The following is a 13,709-nucleotide window of genomic DNA, read 5'->3' as shown; positions in this document are numbered from 1 at the left end:
ATAATAAGTCAAATGAGAGTTGGGCAATTTTGTCCAACTTTTTCTACGAGGAGTCTTTCGATGATTAAACGACAAGAAGAACGTAAATTTGAACTCGTTTCTAAATTTAATCCAGCAGGTGATCAGCAACAAGCTATTGACAAATTGGCTGCTGGCTTTAAAAAAGGGTATAAAGAACAGATTTTGGAAGGTGCTACCGGTACTGGTAAAACTTTCACTATGGCTAATATTATTGCTAAGCTAAATAAACCCACTTTAGTCATTTCTCATAATAAGACTTTGGTGGGACAGCTGTATGGAGAATTTAAAGAGTTTTTCCCGCATAATGCCGTTGACTATTTTGTGTCATACTATGATTATTACCAACCTGAAGCATATGTGCCGCAATCAGACACATATATTGAAAAGGACTCAGCAATTAATGATGAAATTGACCAATTGCGTCACCAAGCTACCAGTGACTTAATGGAGCGTAACGACGTTATAGTCGTAGCGTCAGTTTCGTGTATCTACGGTTTAGGTGATCCTAAAGAATATGCTGCGAGCGTGATTACAGTTCATGAGGGTGAAGAATATAACAGGAATACTTTGCTGCGTGATTTAGTTAATATTCAATATGATCGCAATGATATTGACTTTCAACGTGGTCGTTTTCGCGTCCGCGGAGATGTTGTAGAAGTTTTTCCTGCAGGTAATTCTAACCACGCTTATCGGATTGAATTTTTCGGTGATGAAATTGACAGAATAGTAGAAGTTGATGCCTTAACAGGTGAAGTAGTTGGTGAAAGAGAGAGTATTTCACTTTTCCCAGCAACGCACTTTATGACCAATGAAGAACAAATGAGACGGGCCCTCAAGGCTATTTCACAAGAAATGAATATTCAAGTGAAAAAGTTTGAAGGCGAGGGAAAGTTGCTGGAAGCTGAACGTATTAAGCAACGGACTACTTTTGATATGGAAATGATGGGTGAAGTTGGCTATACCAACGGTATTGAAAACTATTCTCGCCATATGGAAGGCCGTAAAGAAGGAGAACCACCTTATACTTTACTTGACTTCTTTCCAGATGATTTTTTGATTTTAATCGATGAGTCTCATGCGACTATGCCGGAAATTAGGGCAATGTACAACGGGGATCGTAATCGTAAAAAGACTCTTATTGATTATGGCTTTCGTTTACCTTCAGCGCTTGATAACAGGCCCTTAAAGCTGGCTGAATTTGAAAAGCACGTTAACCAAATATTATATGTTTCAGCCACCCCGGGAGACTATGAATTAGAACGCACTGATCATAAAGTTGAACAAATCATCAGACCAACTGGACTTCTTGATCCTAAAATTGAGGTTAAACCAGTTGAGGGTCAAATTGATGATCTAGTTGCTGAGATTAATAAACGTATTGACAAGAACGAACGTGTTTTTGTTACGACATTAACCAAAAAAATGGCTGAGGACTTAACAGATTATCTGAAAGATCTGGGCATTAAAGTGCAATACCTTCACTCTGACGTGAAAACGCTGGAGCGAATGCAAATATTGCGTGATTTGCGTACTGGCAAGTATGACGTTTTAATTGGTATTAACTTATTGCGTGAAGGTATTGATGTACCGGAAGTTTCTTTGGTCGCAATTCTTGATGCTGATAAGGAAGGCTTTTTACGTGCCTACAGACCACTAGTGCAAACAATGGGACGAGCTTCTAGAAACGCAGATGGGGCTGTAATTATGTATGCAGATACAATCACAGATTCGATGCGGGAGGCTATTGATGCAACGCAGAGAAGACGTAAATTACAGATTAAGTTTAATGAAGAACATGGTATGAAACCAAAAACTATCGTTAAACCGATCAGAGATGTTATTTCTGCTACTAAGGTTGCTGATGAAGACACTCAGACCGACAGTTTTGCCGATTTGAATTTTGACGAATTAACCGTTAAACAAAAGAGAACCATGATAAAGGATTTGCGTAAGCAAATGCAAGAAGCTGCTAAGAAGCTTGACTTCGAAGGTGCTGCAACCTTGCGGGATGCTATCATGGAATTGGAAAGCTCAACTAGAAGTCCAATTAAGAAAAAAGGAAAAGCTTTAAATGGTAAATGATAAAATTGTTATTCGGGGTGCGCGTGAACATAATTTAAAAGACATCAATCTTTCAATACCTAAGGATAAATTAGTTGTTATTACCGGTCTGTCAGGTTCTGGAAAAAGTTCTTTGGCTTTTGATACTTTGTATGCTGAGGGGCGCAGAAGGTATGTCCAATCGCTATCAAGTTATGCGCGCCAATTTTTAGGGCAAATGGATAAGCCAGATGTTGATTCAATTGATGGCTTAAATCCTGCAATCTCGATTGACCAAAAAACGACATCACATAATCCCAGATCGACTGTTGGTACCGTTACTGAAATAAATGATTATCTCAGATTATTATGGGCTAGAGTGGGGCATCCAGTTTGTCCCAACGATGGCACTTTAATTGAAAGACAATCAGTTGAACAAATGGTTAACCGTATTTTGGCTTTGCCAGAGCGTACTCGTATTCAAATTTTAGCACCGGTAATTAGATCTAAGCGGGGGTCACATAAAGAAGTCTTTAAACGCGTACAAAGAGCAGGATATGTGCGTGTTATCGTTGATGGTGATATGCATGAAATTGGTGAAAAATTCGATTTAGAAAAAAATAAGCGTCATTCAATTGATATTGTAGTTGATCGTTTAATCGTTAAAGAAGGTATTCGTTCGCGGCTTTTTGATTCGGTAGAAGCTGCTCTTCGTTTATCAGACGGCTATATGAATGTTGACGTTATCGGTGGAAAGACGATTAACTTTTCAGAATACTATGCTTGTCCTAAATGTGGTTTTACTGTAGGAGAAATGGAGCCACGGCTTTTCTCTTTTAATGCACCATTTGGTGCTTGTCCTGATTGTGATGGGTTAGGTGTTAAATTATCAGTTGATGAAGATTTGGTTATACCTGATAAGAATAAGACCTTAGAAGAAGGAGCTATTGCACCTTGGAAGAATTCTAAGTATTACGGAGAAATGCTCGAACAGGCATGCACAGCTTTAAAGATTCCCCTTGATAAGCCATTTTCTAAGCTGACTAAGAAGCAAAAAGAAACGATTTTACACGGCTCAACTAAAAAAATTAAGTTTCATGTTACTGGTGATTTTGGAGTTAATGATACTACAGCACCTTTTGAAGGAGCTATGGAGAATGTTGAAAGACGTTACTATCATCCGATGTCCAAGTTCATGCGAGATGTTATGGGCAAATATATGACAGAACTTACTTGCTCAACATGTCATGGCAAAAGGTTAAATCGTAAAGCATTAGCGGTTAAAGTTAATGGCAAGGATATTGCTGAGGCATCGGAGTTAGCGATCAGTCATGCTCTCGAATTCTTTAATAATATTAAACTGGACGAACAGGAATCTATTATTGCTAAGCCAATACTAAAAGAAGTTCGTGATAGGCTTACTTTTCTGAATAGTGTAGGACTAGATTACCTGACATTGTCACGTTCAGCTAATACTTTATCTGGGGGAGAAGCACAAAGAATAAGGCTAGCAACCCAAATAGGTTCTAATCTTTCAGGAGTAATGTATGTTTTAGATGAACCATCAATTGGTTTACATCAGCGTGATAATGACAGATTGATTGCTGCTTTGAAGCGGATGCGTGACTTAGGTAATTCGTTGATCGTAGTTGAACATGATGATGAAACTATGAGGCAAGCAGATTACTTGATTGATATGGGCCCAGGTGCCGGGACGTACGGCGGTGAAGTCATGGCTGCTGGTACGCCTGAAGAAGTTGAACGGAATGAAAAATCTCTGACAGGGCAATATATGGCTGGTAAAAAGTTCGTTCCTGTTCCATTAAAAAGGCGTAAAGGTAGTGGTAAAAAAATTACAGTTACTGGCGCAGCTGAAAACAATCTCAAAAATCTAAAGGTCGAATTTCCTTTGGGAAAATTAATTGTGGTTACTGGCGTTTCAGGTTCAGGTAAATCAACTTTGGTAAACATGATATTGAAACGTGCTTTAGCACAAAAACTGAACCGGAATCAAACTAAACCTGGTAAATACAAAACTATTAGTGGCTATCAAAATATTGAAAAGATCATAGATATTGATCAAAGTCCGATCGGTCGCACACCAAGAAGTAATCCGGCTACTTATACTAGCGTTTTTGATGACATCAGAGCCTTATTTGCCCAAACAAATGAAGCCAAACTTCGCGGCTACACTAAGGCACGCTTTTCCTTTAATGTTAAAGGCGGCCGTTGTGAAGCTTGCCATGGCGATGGCATTATTAAAATAGAAATGAACTTTTTACCAGATGTTTATGTTCCGTGTGAAGTTTGTCATGGCAGTCGTTATAATTCTGAAACTTTAGAAGTGACCTATCGCAAGAAAAATATTGCACAAGTTTTGGACATGACGATTAGCGAAGCCTGCCTGTTTTTTAAAAATATTCCTAAAATTGCGCGAAAATTACAAACAATTGTGGATGTTGGTTTAGGTTATGTTAAATTAGGTCAATCTGCTACTACCTTATCTGGTGGTGAAGCTCAAAGGATGAAGCTTGCTGCTGAGTTGCAAAAGCTGTCAACAGGTAAGAACTTTTATATTTTAGATGAACCGACAACTGGATTGCATACTGATGATATCAAGCGTTTACTCGAAGTATTGCAAAGACTTGTTGATCAAGGCAATACTGTTTTGATAATCGAACACAACCTGGACGTGATTAAAAATGCCGACTGGCTAATTGATCTTGGTCCCGAAGGTGGAGAAGGTGGCGGGCAAATAGTTGCCACTGGAACTCCAGAGCAGGTTGCATTGGTTAAAGAAGGTTATACAGGTCAGTATTTAAAACCAGTTCTTAAGCGTGACATAGCACTAACAAAAAAGGCTAGTGCAAAAAATAATTAAATAGTATTAATTATTTGCGATAAAGTGTAAAATATAGCGCAAGGAGGAATAAAAATGGATAATTTTTCTAGTTACGGACAAAACCGCGGATTTAATTGGGCCGCATTTATTTCTGGTATTTTAATGGTAATTGCCGGGTTATTTTTATTGCGGCATCCTGGTAAAGCATTGCATGCATTCGTTTTGCTATTCGCTATTGTCTCTATTGTCCAGGGATTTGTTTGGCTGGTATTTTACAGCCGTTTTCGGTATTTTATCCCTTCTAGCTGGTGGTCAATTGTTTCAGGGGTATTGGACATTATCATTGGTGTTCTGTTTCTTTATTCATACGACGCTGCTGGATTAACAATTGCTTACCTTTTTGCTTTTTGGTTCTTATTTGATTCAATTACTGGAATAGTTTTTTCATGGCACATGAGAAGGATTTCTAATTTCTTCTTTTGGCTTAATCTGATACTGAATATACTAGGATTATTGATAGCAATTAGCCTGATGTTTAATCCAGCACTATCTGCTTTAACACTAATTTGGTTAGTGTCATTCTGGTTATTAATTTTTGGAATTAATCAGATTATTGCAGCTTTTGTTAATCGGTAATAAATAAAAAAGTTCATTAGAACTTTTTTTTTACTCAAAAAAGTTATGAAAAATCTGATATGGTATAATTTTATTAATAGGGGGTAGCTTGAAAATGGCTGAGCACAAAAAGCAACTATTGATTGTTACAGGAATGAGTGGTGCGGGTAAAACCGTTGCTTCTCATGCTTTGGAAGATATGGGCTATTTTATAGTTGATAATTTGCCTCCATCGCTTTTACCTAGTTTTTGGGATTTAATTGTTAATTCGGATGATTTTTCTAAAGTGGCAGTAGTCATTGATTTACGAGTTAGACGGTTTTACACAGATTTAGGTAATGAAATCAATTCGCTTGAAGATAACAGCAACGTTCAAACAAGAATTGTATTTCTTGACGCATCAGACAGTACTTTAGTAGCACGTTATAAGGAAACCAGACGTGTTCCACCATTAGCCAAGAATGGTCGTTTACTAGATGGTATTTTGGAAGAAAGACGAATTTTAGCTAGATTAAGGAGTCGCGCTAATGACATAATCGACACCTCTAATTTATCTCCTAAAGAGTTAAAACAAGAGATGGCAAATAGATTTAGTAAAAAACATAAACAACCTTTTTCGATTGAAGTGTTATCTTTTGGCTTCAAATATGGTATGCCAATTGATGCTGATATTGTAATGGATGTACGGTTTTTACCTAATCCTTTCTATATACCTGAATTAAGGCCATTTACCGGTCTTGATAAACGAGTTTTTGATTATGTAATGGACAAAAAAGAAACGCGTAGTTTTTATCAAAAATTTTTAGATTTATTAAAAGAAGCTTTACCAGGATATATTAAAGAAGGTAAAAGCAAATTAACTGTTGCAATTGGTTGTACTGGCGGCCAACATCGTAGTGTAGCAATTGCACAACAATTAGCAAAGGATTTGGCTGAAGACTATACAGTTGATATTACTCACCGTGAAATTAGTCGTTATGCTAGAAAAAGGTGATTTTTATGACGAATGCTGAAAAAGTTATTCACGTAACAAGAAGCAGAAGGCCACAGATTGTGGTTATTGGTGGTGGTACTGGACTGCCAGTTGTCTTAAATGCACTTAAAGAACAAGATGCTGAAATTACTGCAATTGTGACTGTATCGGATGATGGTGGTTCATCAGGTTCGATTCGCAATTTTATTAATGTCGTACCACCTGGTGATATACGTAATGTTTTAGTTTCTTTAAGTGAAATATCTCAAGAAGAAAAAGATGTTTTTCAGTATCGTTTTGATTCCTCAGATTCATTTTTTTCAGGTCATGCCATAGGTAACTTAATTATTGCAGCTCTGAATGAGATGCACGGCAATATTTTTGATGCTGTGCAAGCATTGTCTAAAATGATGCATGTAGATGGACATGTGTATCCAGCTTGTAATGAACCCTTAACGCTTAATGCTGAGTTTGTCGATGGTTCTATCCAGGCGGGAGAAAAGGAAATCACTGATAAAGATAAGCGGATAAAAAGGGTTTGGGTTACTAATACAGATTCAAAATCTGAACCAGAAGCTGTGCCTCAAGTATTGGAAGCTGTTGAAAATGCTGATGCTGTAGTGTTGGGACCAGGTAGTTTGTTTACTTCGATCTTACCTAATCTGATGATTCCTAATTTAGGTGAAGCTGTTAGAAAAACCAGTGCAGAAGTGATATATATTTGCAATATTATGACGCAACTTGGTGAAACCGATCACTTTTCTGATTGTGATCATGTTAGAGTAATTAATGCTCATTTGGGTGGACATTATATTACTACCACTTTAGTCAATGGCGCCAAAATTGACATGACTAAGTTTAATCCTAATGATTATGATGCATACATTGAACCCGTAAAAAACGATTTTAAGGGATTGCGTGAGCAAGGCTGCCGTGTAATTACCGATGATTTCATTGACCAACGTAGCGGGTTGGTTTTTCATGATGGTAAGAAGGTAGCAAAGGAGATCATCAACCTGGCATTCGCAGCAATGTCTCGCAGGAAGGAATAATAAATAATGGCCAGTTATGCTAGTAACGTAAAAAAAGAGTTGACTTCGTTGCCGATTCACCGCGAACATGCCAAAGCTGAACTGGCTGCTTTCTTGCGTATGAATGGCGTTTTGAATTTTCATGAGCACCAATTTAGCCTTGATATCACTACTGAAAATCCTGCTATAGCTAGACGTATTTTTTCATTAATAAAAACTGCGTATAAAGTTGAACCTCAGCTGATAGTTTCTCGCAAAATGAAGCTGAAAAAAAATAATCAATACTTGGTGCGACTTCAAAATCATGTTAAAGAAATACTGAATAACTTGGAAATTCTGACGCCAACTTTGAATTTAATTACTAGAATTCCTAAAAGAATAATTAATTCACGGGAAGGGGCAATGTCTTATCTACGTGGTGCATTTTTGGCCAGTGGTAGTGTGAATAATCCTAATACGAGCCGGTATCATTTAGAGATATATTCTATCTATAAAGACCACAATGACGATTTGCTTCATATTATGAATGATCGCTTTAATCTGAATGCTAAAAGCACACCTAGAAGGCGAGGCTATATTGTTTATTTAAAGGAAGCCGAAAAAATTGGCGACTTTTTGCATATTGTTGGAGCATTAAATGCAATGCTGTCTTTTGAAGATTTGCGCATTATGCGCGATATGCGTAATTCTGTTAATAGATTAGTCAATTGTGATACAGCTAATTTAAAGAAGACGGCTAATGCAGCAGCAAAGCAGGTTGAAGATATTGAGTTAATTGAACGTAAAATCGGGCTAGAAAACATTCCCGAAAAATTGCAGGGATTAGCTCGATTGCGACTAGAAGAGCCTGAACTGTCATTAAAAGAAATAGCACAGCAGGTGCCAGATGGTCCAATATCGAAATCTGGAGTTAATCATCGATTTAAAAAGATTCATGATATAGCTGCAAATTTAGAACAATAAAAAGAAACTCATCAATTGATGAGTTTCTTTTTTTATTATGTTGAAGTAATGATAAGATCGATGCCATTGTTCATAATGCCCTTGGCAATATTGATTGGTGGAGTTTTATCAGTGATAATAGTTTGAATTTTTTTTGAATTAAAATCTGATAGAAGAATATAGTCTTTTTTGCCAAACTTAGTATGATCAATTAATAATATTGTCTTTTGTGATTTGTCTATTGCAGCTCTCTTCATGTATGTTTGGCTTTCATCTGCCATATATATTCCATTCTCATCAATTGAACTGCATGAAATGAAATTTAAGTTAGGGCGGTAATTATTATCAAGATCAGCAATTGCTTTTGGACCCAAAATTGAATTAGAACGGTTTGATATTTGGCCCCCTAAAACTGAGATATCAATATTTTCTAATTGTGTTACTTCGTCAACAATATTGATATTATTCGTAATAATATGCAAATTTTCTTTTCCAGCAAAATACTTAGGCAAAAAAGTTAAAGTAGATGATCCATCTAAAAAAATTGCGGCCCCGTTAGTAATTAAATCAGCTGCGTACTTACAAAGTTTATTCTTGACAGCTACATTTTCACTCTTCCTAGTTGCATATGCAATTTCGACATTGGAATTTTCAAGCAAGCTAACATAACCATGAGTCCGGCTAATTGTATTTGTTGCCTGTAAACTCATAAGATCCCTTCTCAATGTTGAAATACTAATTCCAAGTTTTTCTTGTAATTTTTTAGTACTAATTCTCTTATTTTTAGCTAAAATTTCGATTATTTGCTGTAATCGATCTGCTTTTGAAACATTCAACATAAATTCCCCCAGTTATTCAATAATAAAAATAACATATTAACAAAAGAAACTAAATATGAAGATATTAAAGTTTTTCAGCCTTCATATCCCAGTAAGGTTATCAAGTTAAGTATCTTAACAAAATTAATTATAGCTTTTACAAGCCATAAATACTTATATATAAATTTTTGTCTATGTTAACTAAAAACTTGAACATTTTTGAACAAATAATGATATTTGCTTAAAAAAACTCTTGAAATGATATTGGAAGCGTTTTATAATCTTATTGTAAATATAAAGTTCATAAAAGTTCGAACAAATGAACAAAAGGAGGATTCAATGAGTAGTTACGCAAATTTATTTGACCATGATCTTGTTTTTTGGAATATTCATGCAGATAGTTGCACGGATTTATATCAAAAGATAGCAAATAGGCTTGAGGGTGCTAATGTAGTGGAGACAAGTTATTTTAAGGCTTTAACTGAAAGAGAAAAAGAATTTCCTACTGGGCTAAATACGCAGTATTTACCTATTGCTTTACCACATGCTAATCCAGAAAATGTAAAAAAGGCATTTATAGCTGTTGTGAAAACCACTTCTCAAATCAACATGAAACAAATGGGGACTAATGAAGATATGAAAAGTCAATATTTTTTCTTTTTAGGAATTGTCAAAGAAAAGCAGGATTTGCAAGTCAAGTTATTACAAAGATTTATGCAATTAATGAATGATAAAAGCTTTGTCAACTCATTTAAAGGATTGTCACAACCTGATAAAGTTTATGAGTTTTTAAGAGATCGATTTTAAAGGAGTTTGTCATGTTAAAAATTGTCGTTGCATGTGGAAGTGGAATTGCTACTAGTGAAACTGTTGTAGGGACAGTGAAGTCATTTTTAGAGGATCATTCGGTAAAGGGAGTTGATGTTGAAGCAACAGATTTTAAGCAACTACCTAGTGTGTTACCTAATTATGATATTTATGTATGGCTAGCAAAGCCCACACCTGAAATTCATGACATATGCAAAAAAGAAGGTATTCCGGAAGTTAATGGTGTTGATATTTTGACAGGATCAAAAGGTGACAATACTTATTTAGAACTAGTTAATGCCATGATGACATTAAAAAGCAGGTCATAAAGAAAGGAAGTGATTCTAAATGGAAATACTAAAAAACATAGTCAACTATGTCCTTAACTTGGGTGCAGCCGTTTTTGTACCATTGATTATGTTTGTCATTTCTTTGATAGCCAGATTAAAATTGAGCAAGGCCGTTAAAGCTTCCCTTACTTTAGGTGTTGCCTTCAGTGGAATGACTTTGGTTGTTAATTACATGACTGATTCAATTTCACCGGCTGCCAAAGCAATGTCAAAGATGTTGCATTTAAGTCTTAACGCTATCGACCAAGGATGGCCTGGCGTAGCTGCGATTACCTGGTCATACAAAGCAGCATTTTTATTTTTCCCGTTTTTGTTACTAATCAATTTCATAATGTTAACTTTCAATTGGACAAAAACTTTGAACGTAGATATGTGGAATGTTTGGAACAAGATTTTCACTTATGTAGTAGTCTTATACTTTACACATAACGCCATTTATGGGTTTATTGTTGCAGGCATTCAGATCGTCTTAGAACTAAAAGCAGGGGACATGTGGCAAAGGCACATTCAAGACCTGACTGGAATTCCGGGAGTTACTGTTCCTCATTTCGTAACCTTATTTGCAGTTGTACTTATGCCACTTAATAAACTGCTAGATTTTATTCCAATAATGAATAAACCAGCTGATGCTAATGCTATCCAGAAGAAAATTGGTATTTTTGCTGATAATTCTGTAATGGGTGCAATTATTGGTGTGCTATTAGGATTTGGGGCTGGCTATTCACTTTCAGGATCCTTAAAACTTGCTATCGAAGCTTCAGCAGCTATGACAATGTTTCCCATGATTTCCAAATTATTTATGGAAGCTTTGAACCCGATTGCTAATGCTATGAATGAGATGATGAAAAAACACTTCAAAGGTCGGCAAGTATTTATTGGATTAGACTGGCCCATTCTTGCAGGAAGAAATGAGTTATGGGTAACAGTAATTATTTTAGTACCGGTAATGCTAATCATGGCTATGGTATTACCGGGCAACACTGTCTTACCATTTGCTGGAATAATCAATCTTTCGTTTGTAGTTGCAGCCCTATTACTAACTGGAGCTAATTTATGGAGAATGTTGACATTAGGCATTATTACTACGCCAATTTTCTTATACGGAGCTACTTATTTTGCTCCAGTAATCACAAATCTCGCAAAATCTACAGGAGCAGTACACGTTAATCCTGGTCAACAATTATCTTGGTCAACTTTTGAAGGACCAGATTTTAGATTATTCTTTGCACAGGCATTTAATGGTAAATGGTGGGCAATTGCAGCTGCTTTGGTATGGTTATTGATTTTTATTTGGCTTTACAAAGATCAAAATAAAATTGCTTTACCTAGTAAACGTTATGCCTTAAATACGGGTACAGTTGATAATGTAGAAAATGTTTCAGAAGCCACAGATATTACTAAAGGAAATGATACGTGGTCTGTTTCCAGCATTGATGGTATGAATTTCGAAAATGTTCATAAACATATTATAAGTGCATCTACTAAGGATAAATTCTCAATTAATGATATTAATGATGTGGATTTTTCAAACTTTACCAGGTAATGCGGAGAAGTTAAATGAAAGATAAATCTTCAAATTCAAAATTATCACAAAAAATATGGTGGTCATTTGCTTTATTCATAAATGTCATCTTAACAATTGAAGCAATTTTTACTCAAAATATTTTCGGTTGTATAAGTGTAATTCTATTTGGACTTTTTATAGCTAAATATGGAGATCCAATAATTTTTGAAAAATATAACCGTCAACAAGAAATTAGATATCGAGCTGCGTATAAAAAACGTGAACAATATAAATTAAGGAAAAGAGATAAATTAGATGATTGAAAACTATAATATAACTAAAGAAAGGCTTCCTTTCGAAAATGAACGTAAAGATATAGCTGAAGTCGCTCGTGAAATGTTTAATCGCAAATTAACAAATATTGCTGGAGGAAACATCTCTGTCAAAATTACGCCAGATGAAACATTCTCTTATGACAATCAGACATATTATGCTAACCATGATTATTTGTTGATGACTCCTACTTTTATGTCTGAAGCATGGTTCTCAAAGCTAAATGCTTCTCAAATCTTAGTTATTGATTTAGAAACAGGTAAAAAACTAGCGGGAGAGGGTCGGCTAACACGAGAAATCAATATGCATATTGGAGCATATGAGGCAAATAAAGACATTAGAGTAGTTTATCACTCTCATGCACCAAAATGTATGTTTTGGGCTACATTAGGCCAGGACATGCCTAACTTAACAGAAATTACATCTTTTAATGTACCTCTTGGAAAAATTAAGTGTTTACCATATCGTGAAGCATGTAGTAAAGAACTCGCTGATTTAGTCCATGATGAGCTAGTGAAACTTGGTACTGGCGCTAAAGAAAATATTTTTCTGCTAAATAGTCATGGAGTTTTAATTACTGAAACAGATTTGCATGCAGCAGCTCAAGTTTTGGAAACAGTGGAATGGAATGCTGAGATAGCTTATAAACAAGCAATTTTTAAGAAATTGGGAATTATTGATCAGTATCAGTCTCGAGGTAAAAGCACGGATGGTATGGTAAATTAAAGCGAATCACGAAATATAGATATCTATTCAAATAAAAAAGGAAGTTAAACAAATTGTTTAACTTCCTTTTTCACTTAGCAATAAATTTATTTCTTTTGGTTAACCATAATCTCATCGATTAAGCCATAGTCTTTTGCTTGCTGTGCGGTCATGTAGTTGTCCCGCTCAGTGTCCTTTTGAATTTTTTCTAAAGGTTGACCAGTAGTTTCATGTAAGATCCGGTTAATTTTTTCACGACTCTTTAAAATCTCATTAGCAGCAATTTGAATGTCTGTTTGCTGACCCTGTGCACCACCTAAAGGTTGATGAATCAAAACAGTTGAGTTAGGTAATGCAAAACGTTTACCTTTTGCTCCGCTAGTCAGTAAAATGGAAGCCATAGAGGCTGCCATGCCGATGGCAATAGTTGAAACATCCGATTTAATAAAGTTCATGGTATCCATGATCGCCAAACCAGAAGTAATCACACCACCCGGTGAATTAATGTAAAGTGAAATATCCTTGGTGTTGTCTTGAGCATCAAGAAATAGTAATTGTGCAATAATTGAATTGGCCATATCATCGTTAATTTCGCCGCTAAGCATGATGATTCTGTCTTTCAATAAACGTGAATATATATCATATGCGCGTTCGCCACGTGCAGTTTGTTCAATAACTGTAGGTACAAGCATCTTTCTACCTCCTAAATATAATTAGCACTCTATCAA

At 35.8% G+C, this 13,709-nt stretch carries 13 protein-coding genes; 11 read left to right on the top strand and 2 right to left on the bottom strand.

All coding sequences use genetic code 11. From position 1 onward, the window contains the following. Positions 1 to 60: 60 nt before the first annotated feature. The 6 genes from uvrB to whiA all read left to right on the top strand — a co-directional run bounded on the left by uvrB (position 61) and on the right by whiA (position 8,485). Positions 61 to 2,103 carry an excinuclease ABC subunit UvrB gene (uvrB, locus tag AAA915_RS02250; protein WP_294602045.1) on the top strand — a complete coding sequence of 681 codons (2,043 nt, stop codon included), beginning with the start codon at positions 61 to 63 and terminating at the stop codon, positions 2,101 to 2,103. Beyond that, positions 2,093 to 4,942: an excinuclease ABC subunit UvrA gene (uvrA, locus tag AAA915_RS02245; protein ID WP_338199499.1), complete on the top strand. Its 2,850-nt coding sequence runs from the start codon at positions 2,093 to 2,095 to the stop codon at positions 4,940 to 4,942. Before uvrB ends, uvrA begins: the two co-directional genes overlap by 11 nt. Before the next feature lie 54 nt (positions 4,943 to 4,996). Continuing rightward, entirely contained in the window at positions 4,997 to 5,539 is a 543-nt protein-coding gene (locus tag AAA915_RS02240) for an HdeD family acid-resistance protein (RefSeq protein ID WP_338199497.1), read from the top strand. Between the two features lie 94 nt (positions 5,540 to 5,633). Further along, entirely contained in the window at positions 5,634 to 6,512 is an 879-nt protein-coding gene (gene rapZ / locus AAA915_RS02235) for an RNase adapter RapZ (RefSeq protein WP_338199495.1), read from the top strand. A gap of 5 nt (positions 6,513 to 6,517) precedes the next feature. Further along, positions 6,518 to 7,543, top strand: a complete 1,026-nt coding sequence (locus AAA915_RS02230) for a gluconeogenesis factor YvcK family protein (protein ID WP_338199493.1) — start codon at positions 6,518 to 6,520, stop codon at positions 7,541 to 7,543. Positions 7,544 to 7,549: 6 nt separating this feature from the next. After that, positions 7,550 to 8,485, top strand: a complete 936-nt coding sequence (gene whiA / locus AAA915_RS02225) for a DNA-binding protein WhiA (RefSeq protein WP_338199491.1) — start codon at positions 7,550 to 7,552, stop codon at positions 8,483 to 8,485. Between the two features lie 35 nt (positions 8,486 to 8,520). Here whiA and AAA915_RS02220 read toward each other — a convergent pair whose 3' ends face one another. Then, positions 8,521 to 9,303: a DeoR/GlpR family DNA-binding transcription regulator gene (locus AAA915_RS02220; RefSeq protein WP_338199489.1), complete on the bottom strand. Its 783-nt coding sequence runs from the start codon at positions 9,301 to 9,303 to the stop codon at positions 8,521 to 8,523. A 318-nt stretch (positions 9,304 to 9,621) separates the two neighbouring features. On the opposite strand from AAA915_RS02220, the gene AAA915_RS02215 reads away from it, so the two are divergent. Genes AAA915_RS02215 through AAA915_RS02195 form a run of 5 tightly spaced genes read left to right on the top strand, consistent with a single transcriptional unit; the run spans position 9,622 to position 13,002 of the window. Next, positions 9,622 to 10,089, top strand: coding sequence for a PTS sugar transporter subunit IIA (locus AAA915_RS02215; RefSeq protein WP_338199487.1), 468 nt, complete (start codon positions 9,622 to 9,624; stop codon positions 10,087 to 10,089). Positions 10,090 to 10,100: 11 nt separating this feature from the next. Then, positions 10,101 to 10,418, top strand: coding sequence for a PTS sugar transporter subunit IIB (locus tag AAA915_RS02210; protein ID WP_294602031.1), 318 nt, complete (start codon positions 10,101 to 10,103; stop codon positions 10,416 to 10,418). Between the two features lie 19 nt (positions 10,419 to 10,437). Beyond that, entirely contained in the window at positions 10,438 to 11,982 is a 1,545-nt protein-coding gene (locus tag AAA915_RS02205) for a PTS galactitol transporter subunit IIC (protein ID WP_338199485.1), read from the top strand. 14 nt (positions 11,983 to 11,996) lie between these two features. Continuing rightward, positions 11,997 to 12,266 (top strand): hypothetical protein, encoded by a 270-nt coding sequence (locus AAA915_RS02200; RefSeq protein ID WP_294602029.1) that lies wholly within the window; start codon positions 11,997 to 11,999, stop codon positions 12,264 to 12,266. Next, positions 12,259 to 13,002, top strand: coding sequence for a class II aldolase/adducin family protein (locus AAA915_RS02195; protein ID WP_294837158.1), 744 nt, complete (start codon positions 12,259 to 12,261; stop codon positions 13,000 to 13,002). Before AAA915_RS02200 ends, AAA915_RS02195 begins: the two co-directional genes overlap by 8 nt. A gap of 86 nt (positions 13,003 to 13,088) precedes the next feature. On the opposite strand, the gene clpP is transcribed toward AAA915_RS02195, so the two are convergent. Further along, positions 13,089 to 13,673 carry an ATP-dependent Clp endopeptidase proteolytic subunit ClpP gene (gene clpP, locus AAA915_RS02190; RefSeq protein WP_034977497.1) on the bottom strand — a complete coding sequence of 195 codons (585 nt, stop codon included), beginning with the start codon at positions 13,671 to 13,673 and terminating at the stop codon, positions 13,089 to 13,091. Between the last annotated feature and the right edge of the window lie 36 nt (positions 13,674 to 13,709).

Source organism: Lactobacillus rizhaonensis (genome assembly GCF_036246345.1).
GTDB classification, from domain to species: Bacteria; Bacillota; Bacilli; order Lactobacillales; family Lactobacillaceae; genus Lactobacillus; species Lactobacillus rizhaonensis.
Note: the sequence above shows the minus strand (reverse complement) of the source record. Positions and strands in the feature narration are given on the sequence as shown.

Bases quoted from the DNA above. Each gene is read 5' to 3' on its own strand.
- uvrB (WP_294602045.1), top strand. From the start codon at position 61: ATGATTAAACGACAAGAAGAACGTAAATTTGAACTCGTTTCTAAATTT.
- uvrA (WP_338199499.1), top strand. From the start codon at position 2,093: ATGGTAAATGATAAAATTGTTATTCGGGGTGCGCGTGAACATAATTTA.
- AAA915_RS02240 (WP_338199497.1), top strand. From the start codon at position 4,997: ATGGATAATTTTTCTAGTTACGGACAAAACCGCGGATTTAATTGGGCC.
- rapZ (WP_338199495.1), top strand. From the start codon at position 5,634: ATGGCTGAGCACAAAAAGCAACTATTGATTGTTACAGGAATGAGTGGT.
- AAA915_RS02230 (WP_338199493.1), top strand. From the start codon at position 6,518: ATGACGAATGCTGAAAAAGTTATTCACGTAACAAGAAGCAGAAGGCCA.
- whiA (WP_338199491.1), top strand. From the start codon at position 7,550: ATGGCCAGTTATGCTAGTAACGTAAAAAAAGAGTTGACTTCGTTGCCG.
- AAA915_RS02220 (WP_338199489.1), bottom strand. From the start codon at position 9,303: ATGTTGAATGTTTCAAAAGCAGATCGATTACAGCAAATAATCGAAATT.
- AAA915_RS02215 (WP_338199487.1), top strand. From the start codon at position 9,622: ATGAGTAGTTACGCAAATTTATTTGACCATGATCTTGTTTTTTGGAAT.
- AAA915_RS02210 (WP_294602031.1), top strand. From the start codon at position 10,101: ATGTTAAAAATTGTCGTTGCATGTGGAAGTGGAATTGCTACTAGTGAA.
- AAA915_RS02205 (WP_338199485.1), top strand. From the start codon at position 10,438: ATGGAAATACTAAAAAACATAGTCAACTATGTCCTTAACTTGGGTGCA.
- AAA915_RS02200 (WP_294602029.1), top strand. From the start codon at position 11,997: ATGAAAGATAAATCTTCAAATTCAAAATTATCACAAAAAATATGGTGG.
- AAA915_RS02195 (WP_294837158.1), top strand. From the start codon at position 12,259: ATGATTGAAAACTATAATATAACTAAAGAAAGGCTTCCTTTCGAAAAT.
- clpP (WP_034977497.1), bottom strand. From the start codon at position 13,673: ATGCTTGTACCTACAGTTATTGAACAAACTGCACGTGGCGAACGCGCA.